This is a genomic window from Nocardia flavorosea NBRC 108225 (genome assembly GCF_001613385.1).
In the GTDB taxonomy this organism is placed as follows: Bacteria; Actinomycetota; Actinomycetes; order Mycobacteriales; family Mycobacteriaceae; genus Nocardia; species Nocardia flavorosea.
Map to the genome: position 1 here is coordinate 74,416 of NZ_BDCG01000016.1, position 16,016 is coordinate 90,431.

19 protein-coding genes and 1 riboswitch are annotated in these 16,016 nt (G+C 66.8%); of the genes, 10 read left to right on the forward strand and 9 right to left on the reverse strand.

Features of this window, described 5'->3' with window-relative positions:
• The first annotated feature begins 186 nt into the window (after window positions 1-186).
• Entirely contained in the window at window positions 187-963 is a 777-nt protein-coding gene (locus tag NFL01S_RS20590; protein WP_062978173.1) for an HAD-IIA family hydrolase, read from the forward strand.
• Window positions 964-1,115: 152 nt separating this feature from the next.
• Here NFL01S_RS20590 and NFL01S_RS20595 read toward each other — a convergent pair whose 3' ends face one another.
• From NFL01S_RS20595 to NFL01S_RS20605, 3 genes are all read right to left on the reverse strand, one after another.
• A complete protein-coding gene (locus tag NFL01S_RS20595; protein WP_062977704.1) occupies window positions 1,116-2,330 on the reverse strand; it encodes an O-succinylhomoserine sulfhydrylase in 1,215 nt (404 codons plus the stop codon).
• The gene (locus NFL01S_RS20600; RefSeq protein ID WP_033246675.1) at window positions 2,327-2,743 is read right to left on the reverse strand and encodes a rhodanese-like domain-containing protein; all 417 of its coding nucleotides are present in this window, start codon (window positions 2,741-2,743) and stop codon (window positions 2,327-2,329) included. The genes NFL01S_RS20595 and NFL01S_RS20600 overlap by 4 nt, the downstream gene beginning before the upstream one ends.
• A gap of 16 nt (window positions 2,744-2,759) precedes the next feature.
• Window positions 2,760-2,872: riboswitch (SAM riboswitch) on the reverse strand.
• A gap of 64 nt (window positions 2,873-2,936) precedes the next feature.
• Entirely contained in the window at window positions 2,937-3,407 is a 471-nt protein-coding gene (locus tag NFL01S_RS20605; RefSeq protein ID WP_157116759.1) for an Rv0361 family membrane protein, read from the reverse strand.
• Between the two features lie 225 nt (window positions 3,408-3,632).
• Between NFL01S_RS20605 and NFL01S_RS20610 the strand changes: the two genes are divergently transcribed.
• Both NFL01S_RS20610 and NFL01S_RS20615 read left to right on the forward strand, forming a co-directional pair.
• Complete coding sequence (locus NFL01S_RS20610) at window positions 3,633-5,021, forward strand: FAD-dependent oxidoreductase (RefSeq protein ID WP_062977709.1); 1,389 nt, start codon at window positions 3,633-3,635, stop codon at window positions 5,019-5,021.
• Between the two features lie 70 nt (window positions 5,022-5,091).
• The gene (locus NFL01S_RS20615) at window positions 5,092-5,976 is read left to right on the forward strand and encodes an amidohydrolase family protein (protein ID WP_062977711.1); all 885 of its coding nucleotides are present in this window, start codon (window positions 5,092-5,094) and stop codon (window positions 5,974-5,976) included.
• Window positions 5,977-5,988: 12 nt separating this feature from the next.
• Here the strand turns inward: NFL01S_RS20615 and NFL01S_RS20620 are convergent, their stop codons facing one another.
• The gene (locus tag NFL01S_RS20620; protein ID WP_062977713.1) at window positions 5,989-6,471 is read right to left on the reverse strand and encodes a DUF456 domain-containing protein; all 483 of its coding nucleotides are present in this window, start codon (window positions 6,469-6,471) and stop codon (window positions 5,989-5,991) included.
• Between the two features lie 179 nt (window positions 6,472-6,650).
• Here NFL01S_RS20620 and NFL01S_RS20625 point away from each other — a divergent pair, with 179 nt between their 5' ends.
• The gene (locus NFL01S_RS20625) at window positions 6,651-7,457 is read left to right on the forward strand and encodes an MOSC domain-containing protein (RefSeq protein ID WP_062977715.1); all 807 of its coding nucleotides are present in this window, start codon (window positions 6,651-6,653) and stop codon (window positions 7,455-7,457) included.
• A gap of 10 nt (window positions 7,458-7,467) precedes the next feature.
• Here the strand turns inward: NFL01S_RS20625 and NFL01S_RS20630 are convergent, their stop codons facing one another.
• The gene (locus NFL01S_RS20630; RefSeq protein WP_062977717.1) at window positions 7,468-7,971 is read right to left on the reverse strand and encodes a cupin domain-containing protein; all 504 of its coding nucleotides are present in this window, start codon (window positions 7,969-7,971) and stop codon (window positions 7,468-7,470) included.
• A 177-nt stretch (window positions 7,972-8,148) separates the two neighbouring features.
• Window positions 8,149-8,694 carry a PadR family transcriptional regulator gene (locus NFL01S_RS20635; protein ID WP_062977719.1) on the reverse strand — a complete coding sequence of 182 codons (546 nt, stop codon included), beginning with the start codon at window positions 8,692-8,694 and terminating at the stop codon, window positions 8,149-8,151.
• A gap of 47 nt (window positions 8,695-8,741) precedes the next feature.
• Here NFL01S_RS20635 and NFL01S_RS20640 point away from each other — a divergent pair, with 47 nt between their 5' ends.
• From NFL01S_RS20640 to NFL01S_RS20655, 4 genes are all read left to right on the forward strand, one after another.
• Entirely contained in the window at window positions 8,742-9,308 is a 567-nt protein-coding gene (locus NFL01S_RS20640; protein ID WP_062977722.1) for a peptide deformylase, read from the forward strand.
• Window positions 9,309-9,415: 107 nt separating this feature from the next.
• Window positions 9,416-10,345, forward strand: coding sequence for an ABC transporter ATP-binding protein (locus tag NFL01S_RS20645; protein WP_062977724.1), 930 nt, complete (start codon window positions 9,416-9,418; stop codon window positions 10,343-10,345).
• Window positions 10,342-11,193, forward strand: a complete 852-nt coding sequence (locus tag NFL01S_RS20650; protein ID WP_062977727.1) for an ABC transporter permease — start codon at window positions 10,342-10,344, stop codon at window positions 11,191-11,193. The genes NFL01S_RS20645 and NFL01S_RS20650 overlap by 4 nt, the downstream gene beginning before the upstream one ends.
• Window positions 11,183-11,425 carry a helix-turn-helix transcriptional regulator gene (locus NFL01S_RS20655; RefSeq protein WP_084493010.1) on the forward strand — a complete coding sequence of 81 codons (243 nt, stop codon included), beginning with the start codon at window positions 11,183-11,185 and terminating at the stop codon, window positions 11,423-11,425. Before NFL01S_RS20650 ends, NFL01S_RS20655 begins: the two co-directional genes overlap by 11 nt.
• On the opposite strand, the gene NFL01S_RS37670 is transcribed toward NFL01S_RS20655, so the two are convergent.
• Window positions 11,347-11,853 (reverse strand): MerR family transcriptional regulator, encoded by a 507-nt coding sequence (locus NFL01S_RS37670; protein ID WP_084493012.1) that lies wholly within the window; start codon window positions 11,851-11,853, stop codon window positions 11,347-11,349. The genes NFL01S_RS20655 and NFL01S_RS37670 overlap by 79 nt on opposite strands.
• Window positions 11,854-11,907: 54 nt before the next feature.
• Here NFL01S_RS37670 and NFL01S_RS20660 point away from each other — a divergent pair, with 54 nt between their 5' ends.
• The gene (locus tag NFL01S_RS20660) at window positions 11,908-12,537 is read left to right on the forward strand and encodes an NAD(P)H-dependent oxidoreductase (RefSeq protein WP_062977729.1); all 630 of its coding nucleotides are present in this window, start codon (window positions 11,908-11,910) and stop codon (window positions 12,535-12,537) included.
• A gap of 176 nt (window positions 12,538-12,713) precedes the next feature.
• On the opposite strand, the gene NFL01S_RS20665 is transcribed toward NFL01S_RS20660, so the two are convergent.
• Together NFL01S_RS20665 and NFL01S_RS20670 are read right to left on the reverse strand one after the other, a co-directional pair.
• Window positions 12,714-13,514 (reverse strand): alpha/beta fold hydrolase, encoded by an 801-nt coding sequence (locus tag NFL01S_RS20665; RefSeq protein WP_062977730.1) that lies wholly within the window; start codon window positions 13,512-13,514, stop codon window positions 12,714-12,716.
• A gap of 384 nt (window positions 13,515-13,898) precedes the next feature.
• Complete coding sequence (locus NFL01S_RS20670) at window positions 13,899-14,438, reverse strand: methylated-DNA--[protein]-cysteine S-methyltransferase (RefSeq protein WP_062978175.1); 540 nt, start codon at window positions 14,436-14,438, stop codon at window positions 13,899-13,901.
• A 149-nt stretch (window positions 14,439-14,587) separates the two neighbouring features.
• Between NFL01S_RS20670 and NFL01S_RS20675 the strand changes: the two genes are divergently transcribed.
• Window positions 14,588-15,688: a CaiB/BaiF CoA transferase family protein gene (locus tag NFL01S_RS20675; RefSeq protein WP_062977732.1), complete on the forward strand. Its 1,101-nt coding sequence runs from the start codon at window positions 14,588-14,590 to the stop codon at window positions 15,686-15,688.
• Window positions 15,689-16,016 lie beyond the last annotated feature (328 nt).

The window sequence follows — 16,016 nt, forward strand, 5'->3', positions numbered from 1 at the left end:
CGTTGTGTTCGCACCGTTTCCGGCCCGGAATCGACCATAGTCAGCGCGGCGGACGGCTGCGTCCGGTGGGCCGGATCACCGGGCCACCACCGCGGGTTCCGGGCGCGGCGTACCCATCGTCGGCGCCGCGAAGCGCAGAATTGACGGGTGAGTACCGATGAACCGATTCTGTCCTACCTCACCGATATGGACGGGGTGCTGGTGCGGGAGGAGCACCTGGTGCCCGGCGCCGACGAATTCCTCGCCGAATTACAGGCCGAGCAGATCCCGTTCCTGGTGCTGACCAACAATTCGATCCGCACCCCGCGTGATCTCCAGGCGCGTCTACGCCAGAACGGGCTGGATATCCCGGAGCAGTCGATCTGGACCTCCGCGCTGGCCACCGCCAGTTTCCTGAACGAGCAGCGGCCCGGTGGCACCGCCTACGTGGTGGGTGAATCGGGCCTGACCACCGCGCTGCACGAGATCGGTTACGTGCTCACCGACGTCGATCCGGACTATGTGGTGCTCGGCGAGACCCGCACCTACTCGTTCGAGGCGATCACCACCGCCATCCGGCTGGTCGAGCGCGGTGCCCGTTTCATCGCCACCAACCCCGACGCCACCGGGCCTTCGCGTGACGGCGTACTGCCCGCCACCGGCTCGGTGGCGGCATTGATCACCCGCGCCACCGGCCGCGACCCGTACTACATCGGCAAACCGAACCCGCTGATGATGCGGTCGGCGCTACGCCGGATCGACGCGCATTCGCGCAGCAGCGTGATGATCGGCGACCGGATGGACACCGATGTCATCTCCGGGATGGAGGCCGGTATGCGCACGGTCCTGGTCACCTCCGGTATCTCCACCCGGCAGTCGGTCGAGCACTACCCGTACCGCCCCACCATGGTCCTCAACTCGGTCGCCGAACTGGTCGGCCGGGTGCGAACCCCCTTCGCCGATCCGCCGCCGAAGCAGATCTGACTGCTGTTGCCGACCGAAGGCGCTGCGCCGGTCCCTGAACCGGGAGGGCGCCCGGAAACTTGCGGTCCGCACCGCACCGAGCATGCCCCCGGCCCGGCCCGGCCCGGCCCGGCCCGGCCCGGCGCCGCGTGCGCGGAGCGGCAGTGCTCCCTTCAGCCCAGTGCGTGATCCAGGTCGCCCAGCAGGTCCTCGATATCCTCGAGCCCCACCGAAACCCGCACAACCCCGTCCGACAGTCCGATACTCGCCCGCCCTTCCGGGCCCATGGCGCGATGGGTCGTGGTCGCCGGATGGGTGATCAGCGATTTCGCGTCACCGAGATTGTTGGAGATATCGATGATCCGCAACCCGTTGAGCACCTCGAAAGCGCGTTTCTTGGCCGCGTCCGCGGCGGCTTTCAGTTCGAAGGTCACCACTGTGCCGCCGCCGCTCATCTGATCGACGGCCAGTTTGTACTGCGGATGCGTTTCCAGGAATGGGTAGCGCACCCAGCTGACGGCGGGATGCTCGTCGAGGTAGCGCGCGATCCGTAGCGCCGATTCGGTGGACTGCCGGACCCGCAGCGGCATGGTTTCCAGGCCCTTGAGCAGGGTCCACGCGTTGAACGGGCTCAGTGCCGGCCCGGTGTGCCGCATAAGCGTTTTGACCGGGCCTTCGATGTACTCCTGCGACCCGAGGATCGCGCCGCCGAGCACCCGCCCCTGGCCGTCGATGTGCTTGGTGCCCGAATACACGATCACATCGGCGCCGAGTTCGAATCCGCGTTGCAGCAGCGGGGTGGCGAAAACGTTGTCCAGCACCACCTTCGCGCCCGCCGCATGGGCGATCTCGCATACTTTGCGCACATCGACCAGGGTCTGCATCGGGTTGGCCGGGGTTTCGAAGAACACCGCGGCAGTGGGTTCGGACAGTGCCGCCTCCCACTGGTCCAGGTCTTCACCGTCGACGAAAACCGTTTCGATACCCCAGCGCGGCAGGATCTCGTTGCACACCACGAAACACGACCCGAACAGGCTGCGCGCGGCCACCAGCCGGTCACCGGCGCGCAGCAGCGCACCGAGCGCGACGAATACCGCCGCCATACCGCTGGCGGTGGCGAAACACGCCTCGGCGCCGTCGAGCAGGCGCATCCGTTCCTGGAAAGTGGCCACGGTCGGGTTGCCGTACCGGGAGTACACGTAATGCGGGGAATCACCGGTGAACGCCGCCTCGGCGGCCTCGGCGCTGGCGTAGACGAACCCCGAATTCAGGTACAGGGCCTCGGAGGTCTCCTCGAAACCGGACCGGTTCAGGCCGCCGCGTACGCCGAGCGTGGCCGGTCCGACACCGTCGGGCAGGACGCGTTCGAACGCGCCGCCACTGATCACGACTGCCGCCAGGGCAGGCCGAGGGCTCGCCAGCCCGTGCCACCGCGATGCCCGAATTCGTCGAGCGGGCCTTCGAAGCCGTCGGAGATGTTGTAGGAGGGGGCGATTCCGGCCGCGGTCGCGACGTCGGCGGCATGTGCCGAGCGCTGACCGGAACGGCACAGGAACAGCACCGGGGCGTCGGCCGGACGATCGCCCAGGGCCGTACGCAACTGGTCCAGGAACCCGGTGTTGCGGGCGCCGGTGGAATCGACCCACTCCACCAGCAGCGTCGGTTTGGCGACGGAGCTGGTGTCGGGAACACCGACGAACTTCCATTCGGCTTCGGTGCGCACGTCCACCAGGACGGCGTCCGGGTTCTCGGCCAGCAGTTCCCATGCCTGCTGTGGACCGATATCACCTGCGTAACTCAACGTGGTACCTCCTGCGAATCCGCACTTGCCGCATCCGTTCGATGCGCGCCAGGTCGTCACCCGGAGCACCCCACCGCGGAGGAGGGTTGCCGACCAGCGAGCCGGGGCTTGACGCTGGTACTCATGACCTAATCAATGAGATTGCCCGGACCGCCCCGGCCGTGTCAAACCCCGGTTGACGTCCGATCCGAGTTCATTCGACGGGCTGGTTGCACACTTTCCAGTCGTCGTCGCTCCGGAACAACCACCAGGTCGAGGTCGCTTCCTGGTCTTCGACCCGGCTGGTCACCTCGATGGTCGCGTTCTCGCCGTTGATCTGGACCGGCCCGAATTTCGTGATCTCGATATCTTTTCCGGTCTCACCGGGTTGCAGCCGCCCGGCCATCGGCGAACGCGCCGGGACGAAACCGGGACATACCGCCTCGCGCGGTGGCTCCGGCCCGTAGCGGCTGCTCACATCGGCGAACTCCCGGACCGCCCCCGCGATCCGGTCGGAATCTGTGACATTTTTCTCAACCGGTGCCAGCCAGCCGGTGAGCACGATGCCGCCCAGGATCACGGCCGCGATCGCCGCGGCCACGACGAACGGCGTGATCGCGCGCTGTGGTGGGGTGTCCTCCGGGTCGGTGGGCGCCGGTTCGTCTCCGGGTCCGGAATCGCTCATACCGATGATCATCCCTGGTCCCGGGATCGGTGCTGCGCCCCCACCCCGATAGAATCGCGAGTGACCGCGGGTGGACGGCACAGCAGTCGCCGCGGGGACGTGGGAAGACGTAGTGCCGGCCGACCGGTACGGCGCGATGACGGCGCAGACAAGCCACGCGTCAACTTAGCCTAAGCTAAGTGCAACGCCAGTGATTCTTTCGACCGATAAGGGTGCGCGAAACAGATGACCGAGCAGAAGGAAGCGAATCGCCCGCTTCGGATCGCGATCGTGGGGGCTGGTCCGGCGGGTATCTACGCCGCTGATGCGTTGATGAAGTCGGATGCCGAGGTTTCGATCGACCTGTTCGAGCGGATGCCCGCCCCGTTCGGGCTGATCCGCTACGGTGTCGCGCCCGATCATCCGCGGATCAAAGGCATCGTCACCGCGCTGCACAAGGTGCTGGACAAGGAGCAGGTGCGCCTGCTCGGCAATATCGACTACGGCACCGACATCACGCTCTCGGATCTGCGGCGTTTCTACGATGCGGTGATCTTCTCCACCGGAGCCAACGCCGACCGGGCGCTGCCGATCCCGGGTATCGACCTGGACGGCTCCTACGGTGCGGCCGATTTCGTGTCCTGGTACGACGGGCACCCCGACGTACCGCGTGTGTGGCCGTTGGACGCGGAGAAGGTCGCCGTGCTCGGCGTGGGCAATGTGGCACTGGATGTGGCGCGAGTACTGGCCAAGACCGGTGACGAACTGCTGCCGACCGAGATCCCGCCGAACGTCTACGCCGGGCTGAAGGAGAACAAGGCCGTCGAGGTGCACGTCTTCGGGCGGCGCGGTCCCGCGCAGGCCAAGTTCACCCCGCTGGAGCTGCGGGAACTGGATCATTCGCCGACGATCGAGGTCATCGTCGACCCCGAGGACATCGACTACGACGAGGGTTCGGAAGCCGCTCGCCGGCATTCCAAGCAGGTCGATATGGTCGCCAACACCCTCGAGCAGTGGGCGATCCGGGACCAGGGCAACCGCCCGCACAAGCTGTTCCTGCATTTCTTCGAATCGCCTTCCGAAATCGTGGGCAAGGACGGCAAGGTCGTGGGGCTGCGGACCGAACGCACCCAGCTCGACGGCACCGGCAACGTGAAGGGCACCGGGAACTTCCGTGACTGGGATGTCCAGGCGGTCTACCGGGCCGTCGGATACCTGTCGCAGAACATCTCGGAACTGCCGTTCGACGATCAGGCCGGGGTCATCCCGAACGAGGCCGGGCGCGTACTGGTCGACGAGAATGCCGACGGTTCCGCTCGGTATATGCCGGGCACCTATGTGACCGGCTGGATCAAACGCGGCCCGGTCGGCCTGATCGGTCACACCAAGGGGGACGCGAACGAGACGGTGGCCTGCCTGCTGGACGACAGCAAGAACTTCGGTGCCGCCGAGAGCCCGGAGCTCGACGCGGTGACCGACTTCCTGGAGAGCCGCGGTATCCCGTTCACCACCTGGGCGGGCTGGTACCGCCTGGACGCGCACGAGCGTTCGCTGGGCGAGCCCGAGGGCCGGGAACGGGTCAAGGTCGTCGAACGCGAAGATATGCTGCGCGCCAGCGAACCCCACAAGGTGTAAACTCCGAGCCCGCTCCGGCCAGGACTTGCCGGAGCGGGCACCGCCACGACGTATCAGGCATTCTGTATCCGTGTTCGATGCCCATGTGCACATCATCGATCCGCGTTTTCCGCTGATCGAGAACGAGGGCTACCTACCGGAGCCGTACACCATTGCCGACTACCGGCGCCGGATGTCGCGGTTCGAGCTCTCCGGCGGCGCGGTGGTCAGCGCCTCCTTCCAGGCCAACGACCAGAGCTACCTGCGGGCCGCGCTGGCCGAACTCGGACCGGGCTGGGTCGGGGTCACCCGGCTCGATCTGGATGCCTCGGATTCGGAAATTCTCGATCTGCACGAGGCCGGGGTGCGGGCGGTGCGGTTCAACCTCAAACGCGCCGCCACCGATATCGCCGGCATGACCCGTCAAGCCCTGCGTGCGCACGAACTCGTGGGCTGGCATGTGGAAATCTATGTCGACGGCCAGATGCTGGCCTCCTTGCAGCCGGTGATCCTGAAACTGCCGAAGGTATCCGTCGATCACCTGGGGATGTCCGAGGAGGGACTGTCCTACCTGCTCGATCTCGTCGATCGGGGCGCCCGGGTGAAGGCGACCGGTTTCGGGCGGGTCGATATGGACGTCGCGACGGCCCTGCGCCGGATCCACGCGGTGAACCCCGAAGCGCTCATGTTCGGCAGCGACCTGCCCGGCACTCGCGCCGGCCGCCCCTTCCGGGAGGCCGATGTGGAGCTGATCGCCGACGTGGTCGGCACCGATATGCACGCGGTTCTCGAGGACAATGCCCGCGCGTTCTACGGTCTACCGCCCATCGACCGCACTCTCGAAGACCCCACCCCCACGCTCCCCTTGTTCGCCCCGTCGCTTCGGGAGGCAGCCCGCCGCCCTGCCTCCGACGGCACCACCCGGCCGCTCCCGATCGTCGAGCGACGGCCGGGACGAGGCCCGGGCCCGCGCTGACGCACGGTGGCGTCAGGCGGCGATCGCCCCGATCACCCAGACCCCGCTCGCGAGCAGAGCGCCCAGCAATTCCACCAGGATCGACAGGCCCACGCCCTTGATCGCATGCTTGCTCGACGCCCACGCCTGCCGGTTGTCGGGCATCCGGGCCATCTCCGAGAAATACACCCCCACAACGAAACCCACGAACAGTCCGACCACCGGGATCACGAAGAAGCCGGCGATTCCGGCAAGCCCACCCAGCAGCAGGGTCCGGTTCGGAATCCCGGCCTCCTTCAGATTCCGGCCGGGCCAGGTGTATTTCACCACCCCCGAGATCACCAGCAGCAGCGTGCTGATCCCGAGCACCACCCACGCCACGGTCCCGCCGGTGAGGAACGCCCACACCGCGACCGCCGCGAAGATCAGGACCACCCCCGGCAGAATCGGCACCACGATACCGACCAGGCCGACCAGAATCACCAGGCCGACGATGATTTCGCCCCATACGCTCACATCACCAACGTAGCCCGAGTCCGGAGGACGTGCCGGACCCGCGGAAAGCCTGTCCGCCGACGACGGGACCGGTGCGGGCCGGGCCGATACAATCACGGCTGCGCGACGATCGAGCCCCGACCGCGGGCAGACGAGGGAGCCCGGACCGCGGGTAACCGAACAGAGGAGGTCGACAGCTGGTGCAGGTCACGACTCTGCGCAGGTACCCGGTGAAATCCATGCTCGGCGAGGATGTGCCGGAACTCGTGGTCGACAACGGCGGTGCCCTCGGCGACCGGGCGCTGGCCGTGATCGATACGGCCACCGGCCGGGTCGCCACCGCCAAACAGCCCAAATTGTGGCGGCGGCTGCTGCAATGCTCCGCCGCCGGAGCCCCGGGCCGAGTGCGCATCACATTGCCGGATGGGCGGATCATCGAGATCGATACGGATGACGCCGCCCGGCACTTGAGCGAACTGCTGGAACGCGAAGTCCGCCTGGCCGACCAGTGTCCCGACGGCGCCGAAATGGAAAGAGCCGACCCCGAAGAGGTGCTCGCCAAAGGGATCGATGCGGCGTCGAACTACGTGACCGGGCCGGTGGCCCGCGCCACTCCGGGAACCTCCTTCGTCGATTACGCTCCGCTGCATTTGGTCACCACTGCCAGCCTCGACCGGCTCGATGTCGAGGCCGAGCGTTATCGGCCGAACCTGATCGTGACAACACCCGCGGGGTTCCCGCCCTACGGCGAAAACGACTGGGTCGGAAAGGAATTGTCCATCGGTGAAGTGCGGTTGTCGGCGATTACGGCCACCCCCCGTTGCGCGGTGCCGACGTTGGAGCACGGGGACCTTCCTCGTTCACCCGAGGCAGTCCGCCGGCCGATGGCCGAGAACCGGGTCGAGGTCGCCATTCCGGGGCGGGGCGCTCTGCCCTGCGCCGGGGTGTATCTGACAGTGCTGCAGGGCGGCACCATCAGAACCGGAGATCCGCTGGTACTGGGCTAGCTCGGCTCGCTCAGGCCCGGGCGATTTCCTCACGCCATACCGGGCTGTCGACGTAGTGGTTGTCGTACTGCTGGGAGCTGTCCCGGATCTCTTGGACGGTCGCCTCGCCGCGGTACACCCGCTCCAGCAGCCGGTAGTAGTCGAACCGGTGCAGGCCCGGTGTGAAAACCACGAGCAGTTCGGCTTCCGAACCGGGCGCCGGGGCGAAGGCGTGCGGCACCGTGGGCGGAACGGTGAGGAAATCGCCGCGTTCGAGCCGGACGATTTCGTCGCCGAGCAGGAAGCGCATGGACCCGTCGAGTACCAGGAACATTTCGGTGGCCGCGGTGTGGAAATGCGCGGGCGCACCGGGTGACCCCTTCGACAGACTCGCTTTGTTGGCGGTGAGCGCACCGCCGGTTTCGCCGGCGTCGGCCAGCAGGGTGATGAGGCTCAGCGCGCCGTCCTGGAGCGTCGCCGCGTTCCCGGACCGGACGAGAACCGGCGACGCGGACTGCTGCGTGGTTGTTGCCATGGTGATCTCCCTGCGCCTGTGCGACTCGGTGTCGCGTTTTGTGTGTCGGTTGGTCGACGAGGCGTGGGCGAACAGTGTGACATCGAGCGGTCACCTCGAGCCGTGCGCGCCCGGACAGGGCGTGGGAGCCGAACAGCGCGTACGGATTGTGCCGGGTCGGCGGAGGCTGTCCGAGGTTCAGCGTGGTGCGGTGAGTTTGTCTATGTCGGCGAGTACGCGTTCGTGCCAGTCGATTTCCCCCTGGATCCGCAGGCGGGCGTGTTCGACGATCAGGTCGTCGGCGATGTTCTGGTCCGGCCAGCGGCGGTCGAGTTGGTGTTCGATGTGGGAGCCGCGGGCGCGCAGGGCGGCTATCCGGTCTTCGAGGTAACCACGCAGCAGTTCGCGGTCGAGATCGGTGCTGACGGCGAGGGCCAGGTCGACCGGGTCCGGGCGCAGATCCACTTCGGTGAAGGCTTCGTCGCGGAGTGCGCGTAGTTCGCGATGCCCCTCGTCGGTGATCTCGTAGACGGTGCGGGCGGGTAGCGCGCCCTGCTGTTCGGTGCGCAGGGGGCGGATGAGGCCCTCGTCGGCCATGCGGTGCAGGGCGCTGTACAGGGATCCGGGCTTGACCTGCGACCACAGGTCGGCGCGGTCGAGGCGGGCGTCTCGCCGGATCTGATGGCCGTGCATCGGCCCCCGCCGGGAGAGTGCGGCGAGGACGAACAATCGGGTTTCGTTCACCGCATCAGTCTGACACGACTACTCGTATTTGAGTACTCTCTTATGGCATGACTGTCCGACCCATTCTGATCGCCGGTGATCCGCGCCTGGTCACACCGGCAACCCCGGTAACCGTGTTCGACGACGAATTGGCCGCGTTCGTGGAGGACCTGTTCGACACCCTCACCGCCGCCAACGGTGCGGGTCTGGCCGCGAACCAGGTCGGCGACCCACGTGCGGTTTTCGTCTACGACCTCGTGGACGCCGACGGCCGCCACCGCGGTCATGTGGTGAATCCCGTGCTGGAAACGTCCGCGATCCCGGAAACCATGCCCGATCCGGACGATCTCGAGGGGTGCCTCTCGGTGCCGGGGGAGTGGTTTCCGACCGGCCGGGCGCACAGCGCCCAGGTTGCCGGTGTCGATAGATACGGCGACCCGGTTTCCGTCGAAGGTACCGGCTATCTGGCCCGCTGTCTGCAACACGAAACCGACCACTTGGCCGGACGGCTCTACCTGGACCGCCTGCTCGGCCGCAACCGTCGCGAGGCTCGTCGCATGATCAAACAGCGGCAGTGGACCGAACCCGGTCGTAGTTGGCTTCCCGGTGTCGATCCCGGAATGGATGAAAGCTGACCGGTTGCGAAACGCTCTATTCGCACTGAACGAGTGGTGGAGTATCGCCGCTCCGATATGTAGTACGTATGCTACCATTTGTCTAAGTTGGGCAATTGGGAGGTCTCATGGCTTCGGGGGACGGCGTAGTGATCGATGTCGGCGCGCTGCGAATGCACTACGACACCACCGAGGTGCTGCGGGATGTGTCATTCCAGGCGCGGCGTGGGGAGGTCCTCGTGATGCTCGGACCCAATGGGGCGGGTAAGACCACCACGCTCGAGATCCTGGAGGGGTTCCGCACTCGTTCGGCGGGGGAGGTGCGTGTCCTGGGGGTCGATCCGGCTCATGGCGACGAAGCCTGGCGGGCGCGAATGGGTGTGGTGTTGCAGTCCTGGCGCGATCATGCCAAATGGCGGGTGCGGGAATTACTCGCGCATCTCGGGGCCTACTACCGTCCCTACTCGGATCGCCGAGCTCGGAAGCCGTGGGATACCGGTGAACTCATCGAATTGGTAGGGCTGACCGAGCATGCGGGAGCCAAGATCTCCACCCTGTCCGGTGGGCAGCGGCGGCGGCTGGATGTGGCGATCGGGATCGTCGGCCGCCCGGAGCTGCTGTTCATGGACGAACCCACCGCCGGTTTCGACCCCGCGGCCCGGCGCGATTTCCACGATCTGGTGCACCGCCTCGCCGATCTCGAGGACACCACGGTACTGCTGACCACCCACGACCTCGACGAAGCGGAAAAGCTCGCCGATCGGATCCTGATCCTGGCCGGTGGACGGATCATCGCCGACGGTTCGGCAGAGGAACTGTCGCGCAGTATCGCCGGGGAAGCCGAGGTGCGCTGGACCGTGGGCGATCGGCGCTTCGTGCACACCACCACCGAAGCCACGAAATACGTGCACGAACTGTTCGAACAGCACGGCGACCGGATCGGCGATCTGGAGGTCCGCCGGGCGTCGCTGGAAGACACCTATATGAGGCTGGTCCGCCGCCACGAATCCGGGGAGCCGGGGGCAGTGGTGCACACTCTCGCGGAGGTCACCCGATGAATCCCACCGCCACCGCCGTACGCGGCGGTTTCGCCCGCGCCTGGATCGAACTGCGGCAGATGTACCGCAACGCACCCGAACTGCTCGGTCAGTTCCTGACACCGGCGCTGTCGCTGTGTGCGCTCTACCTATTGCGCAACCGGGAGTACGCGGACAGCGGACTGTCGATCGCCGAGCTCGCGCTACCCGGCCTGCTCGGCAGCATCATCGCCTTCAACGGCCTGTTCGCGATCGCCAATGTACTGGTGCTGGACCGCGAGGACGGCACGCTCCTGCGGGCCAAGGCCGTCCCGAACGGCATGATCGGATATTTCGTCGGCAAGATCACCACCGCGGCGGGATCGGTGCTCGTGCAAGTGCTCGTGGTGCTCGTGGTCGGCATGCTGGTCATCGGTGGGTTGTCACCGGACGGCCCCGGGGCGTGGCTCACGTTCGGCTGGGTCGTCCTGCTCGGCCTCCTCGCCATCCTGCCGGCCGGCGCGATCCTCGGTGGTGTCCTCGAGGGGCCACGTGCGACCTTTCTGCTGACCATGCCGCTGATGGGGCTCATCGCGATATCCGGCATCTTCTACCCGATCACGGCGCTGCCCGGCTGGTTGCAGTCGGTAGCCCAGGCCTTCCCGATGTATTGGGCGGGTCTGGGGATGCGGTCGGCGCTGCTGGCGCCCGAAACGGTGGCCATCGAGATCGACCGGTCCTGGCGGCATCTCGAAACCGCCGCGGTACTGGGGGCATGGGCCGTCGTGGGCCTGCTCGTCGCGCCGGTAGTGTTGCGACGCATGGCGCGTCACGAATCAGGGTCGAGTATGGCCGCTCGCCGCGAGAAGGCGATGCAGCGTGCCTTCTGAGGTCATCTACAACCGTATCGCGATGTTGCGCGCCGAACGCGGTATCTCGCGGCGGCAACTGGCCGAGGCGCTGGGCGTCCACTATCAGACCGTGGGCTACCTGGAACGTGGTGAATACAGTCCCAGCCTGCACCTGGCGTTGCGGATCGCGGCCTATTTCGAGGTGGCGGTGGAGGTCGTGTTCTCCACCGAACCGTTCCCGCGGCTCGGTTCGGGTACCGAAACCGCATGAGCTGCTTGTCTGCCGGCCGTATGGGCCCGGCCGGTCGCGTCTGCTGCCGACCGGTTCGATGCGGGACTCGCCGGCGTCCCGATGCTCGAGCGAAGTCCGAGAATTTCCGCCTTCTGAGCCTGGAGGCGGGCGATTCCGGCATCCAATTGCGCCGTCCGTTCGTCGAGTTGGGCCAATGCGGCTGCCCGCTCGGCATCGGAGGCACCCGCGGGGTCGATACAAGCGACCTGCAGTATCGCGGCGGCCTCGGACAGCGAAAGGCCGGACGCGAGCAGGCAGCGGATATGGTCCACGGTCTGGACGTCCTCGGGGTGGTAGTTCCGGTAACCGTTCGTATCGCGTTCTGGCGAGAGGATCCCGGCACCCTCGTAGTGCCGGAGCATGCGCGGGCTCGCCCCGGTGGCAAGACTCAAATCGCGTATTCGCATCCGGCGGCCCTTTCCTTGACATTGACGTTAGTGTCATAGCTTAGTTTCGCCGGTATGACGAACGAAAACAGTCGGCCGAAAGTGCTACTCGTAGTCGCGCACCCGGACCACGACTCGGCTACCTGGGCTGTGGCACGGGCTATCGAACAGGGCATCCGGTCCGCGGGGAGTGTCACCGCCACAATCCACGACCTGGTGGCGTCCGGGTTCGATCCGGTCTACGGAAAGGCGGACCTGGCTCATCACCGAGGCTTGTCGGGACTGCCCGCCGATGTCGGGCGTGAGCAGGAACTACTCGAGTCGGCGGAGGTGACCGTCGTCCTCTTTCCCGTCTACTGGTGGTCCATGCCCGCACTTGCCAAAGGCTGGTTCGACCGGGTTTTCGGGGCCTACGACGATGTTTCGCACGGCAGCCCGAGCGCGGTGCGGAAACTCCATCTCGTCGCACTGGCCGGTCTGGGGGAAGCTACGTTCGCCCGCCATGGATACAAAGCGGCGTTGACCACTCAGACGATGCACGGTATCGCCGACTACTCCCAGGTCGGCGACGCATCGATCGAATTCCTGTACGACACCGAGTCCAAGGACCCGGCACTGCACGAACAACTGATCGCCCGGGGATTCGAGATCGGCGTCGAGATGGCTCAGCGTGCGCAACCGGCACACGACCGGGTGGCGGTCTGAGTGGTCCGGTGATAGCCGTGTGTTCGCCGGTCTGCCGTCAGCGCACGGCAGCACAGCCGGCCGCCGATCCGGGACCGGCGGTCGACGACCAGCTCGCCGAGGTGATTTACGACGAATGGACCGCGACCCAAACCTCATGAACTGTCGCACCCATTCATCGGCCACGGGCGTGGGCGTCAGTAGAGGAAGTCCGCGAGGATACGGGCAACGTCAGCGGGCACTGTGGAGGGTGCGAAATGCGTCTGCCCCGGAAGGGTTTCGAGGTGGGCGCCCGGCATCACCGCCGCGAGGCGTTCGATGGTTTCCGGCATCGGTTGCCAGGTGTCGGAGCCGTGCATGAGCAGGGTCGGCGTAGTCACCGAAGACCAGCGGTCCAGGTAGCTGGTGTCACCGACCATCGACTCCAGATCGCGGCACCAGCCGTCGGAGTCGTCGGGGGAGTCCGCGTCGTCCGTCGCGGCCGACCGGTCGAGCATCGCGGCGGGAACCCGGGCCACCTTCTCGGCCAGCAACCGCTGGGCCTCGCTGCGGTCCCCGTTCGCCGTGAGCAGCTCGAACCGCGACAGGACGGGCGCCAGCTCCGCGCCCGCCGCATACAGCGGGGGCTCCCACAGGGCCAGCGAGCGGATCGCCAGCCCGGATGCCGCCGCGTGCAGGGCCACGGTCGCACCGTACGACATGCCCACGAGGTGGGTCGGCCGGCCGATCATATCGATGATCGTTCCCAGATCACGCACCTCGTCCGCGAAATGTTTCGGGGCATGCCCGGGCCCGCTCGGTGCGTAGCCGCGCCGGGCCGGCAGCCAGAGATCGAACCGGTCCGCCAAGTGCTCGGCCACCGGCTGCCAGGAATGCAGTCCGCCGCCGGAACCGTGGATCATGATCACCGGCGCCCCGACCCCGGTCCGGTGGTAGCGGATGATGGTCCCGTCGAACGATCGGAAGCTCGCGGGCGGTAGGTCGGTGAACAACGGCATGCGCATACTCTCGCAAAAGCGCCCGCACCCCTCCAGCGCATTAACGTCTCGATTACCCCGGGCCACATCTGTAGTTGCGCGCAATGGAGCCGCATCGGTCACCGAGGAAACGCCCAGCCGGCCTGTTCTGCGCTGGATCGCCGGACGATCACGGCGCTCGACATGGATATCGACCCCGTCCGCCGATGGCCGGTCGCACGCGTCCGCCCGCATCGCATGCGTGTCCGGTAGCGTGCCGTCTTCACGCGGCGAGGAGGTCGACCGGTGCCGACCCCGATTGCCCCCGCGACCATGGCATCCCGTCCGCGGCGCGGAACGTTCGATCGATTCGGATTCCTTTCCGCGGTGCGGGTGGGCTGTTCGCGCCGGGTGTCCGCCGGGTGTTCAGAAGAGGGTCGGTTCGCCGAAGCCCGAGGTGCGTTCGATGGCGAGTAGGCGCTGTTTGGTGTCGATTCCGCCGGGCGCGGAGAAACCGTGCAAGGCGTGGTCGGCGGCCAGGACCCGGTGGCAGGGGATTATCAAAGGGATCGGATTACGGCCGAGGGCTTGGCCCACGGCCTGGGCGGCGCCGGGAGCGCCGATGCGGTCGGCGACCTCGCCGTAGCTGAGGGTGCGGCCCGGGGCGATGGCGCGGGTGACGGTGTACACGGCGCGATGGAATTCCGGCAGGCCGGCGAGGTCGAGCGGAATCCAGCGGAGATCGTCCAGGTCGCCGTCGAGGTGGGCGCGGATTCGGGCGAGCATCGCGGCGCGGGCTCCGGTTTCCGGGGTGGCGACCCGGTGGGTGCCGTCCGGGAGCCGGGCCGTCAGGGGATCGTGGCCGGGCAGCCGGAACCGGACCACAGCGTCACCGTGCCAGGTGACGGCACAGCGGCCGATCGGGGTATCGAAATCCGTTGCTTCGAAGGATGCGGTGCCGGGCATGTCCTCAGTCTGCCCGCGTCCACCGACACCTGCGGAAACCGGATCGATCGCGGGCGACACCGTGACGGGAAGCACCTGTTGTCATACTGTCAATATGTCCGCGGGCGGCCGCGGACAGACACTGGATCGACGACGAACCGAGGTAAGGCGTGAGCACACCATCCACCGCCACCAAGCAGGGCCCGCTCGCGGGCATTCGCGTGATCGAACTCGCCGGTATCGGGCCGGGGCCGCATGCCGCATTGCTGCTCGCCGACCTCGGCGCCGATGTGGTGCGGATCCAGCGGGCCGGCCAGCTCCCGGGCGGCGCCGATCGCCCGACGCTGCGCGGCCGTACCGTCGTGGAGGCGAACCTGAAGGACCCGGCGGATATCGAGAAGGTACTCGGCCTGGTGGAGAAGGCCGATGTACTGCTCGAGGGGTTCCGGCCGGGCGTCACCGAACGGATGGGACTGGGGCCCGATGCCGCCCTGGAACGCAACCCGCGCCTGGTCTACGGGCGGATGACGGGCTGGGGCCAGTTCGGTCCGCTGGCCGATCGTGCCGGTCACGACATCAACTACATCAGCCTTACCGGTGTCCTGCACGCCATCGGCCGCAAGGGTGAACGCCCGGTGCCACCGCTGAACATGGTCGGCGATTTCGGTGGCGGTTCGATGTTCTTGGTGTTCGGTGTTCTCGCCGCTCTGGTGGAACGCCAGAATTCCGGTAAGGGGCAGGTCATCGATGCCGCCATGATCGACGGCACGCTGGCGTTGTCGCAGATGATCTGGGCTTTCCGGGGTATGGGTGCGTGGAGTTCGGAACGTGGAACCAACCTGCTCGACACCGGTATGTCGTTCTACGACACCTACGAAACCTCCGACGGCAAGTACATGGCGGTCGGCGCGATCGAACCGCAGTTCTACGCGCAGCTGCTGGCCGGTCTGGACATCGACCCCGACGGCCTGCCGTTCCAGATGGACCCGGCCGGCCAGGACGAGCTGAAGAAACTCTTCACCGACAAATTCCGCAGCAAGACCCGTGACGAATGGTCCGAGATCTTCGTCGGCACCGACGCCTGCGTCACCCCGGTCCTCACTTTCGAAGAGGCCACCGAGAACGAGCACATTGCCGCCCGCGGCTCGCTGCTCGAACTGGAGAACGTCACCCAGCACGCCCCGGCGCCGCGCTTCTCCCGCACCCCCAGCGGCGTCCCGACCCCGCCGCCCACCGAGCCCACGCCGCTGGATTCTGTCTGGGCGGACTGAACAACAGGAGGGCCGGTTCGGGTTGCTGACCGAACCGGCCCTCATCGTCTCTTCGCGGTGAGCGTGTCGACTGCCCAGCCTCGATAGCCTGCTTCCAGTACGTATATCAAGGGGGTTGTGGTGTGTCCGGAACGGGAATCGATATTGATGACGCGGCGCTCGCCGAAACGGCACAGTATCTGGGTACAGCAGCGAAAAGGACGCGGTGACTGCTGCGCTCCGGGAGACCGGCCGACGGCCGACGGAGGAATCCCGGTCGTTCGTGGCCGGGAGGACGTCAATGTTCTGCACGCAGATACCGATTTCGACACCATCGCCCGCCTGACCG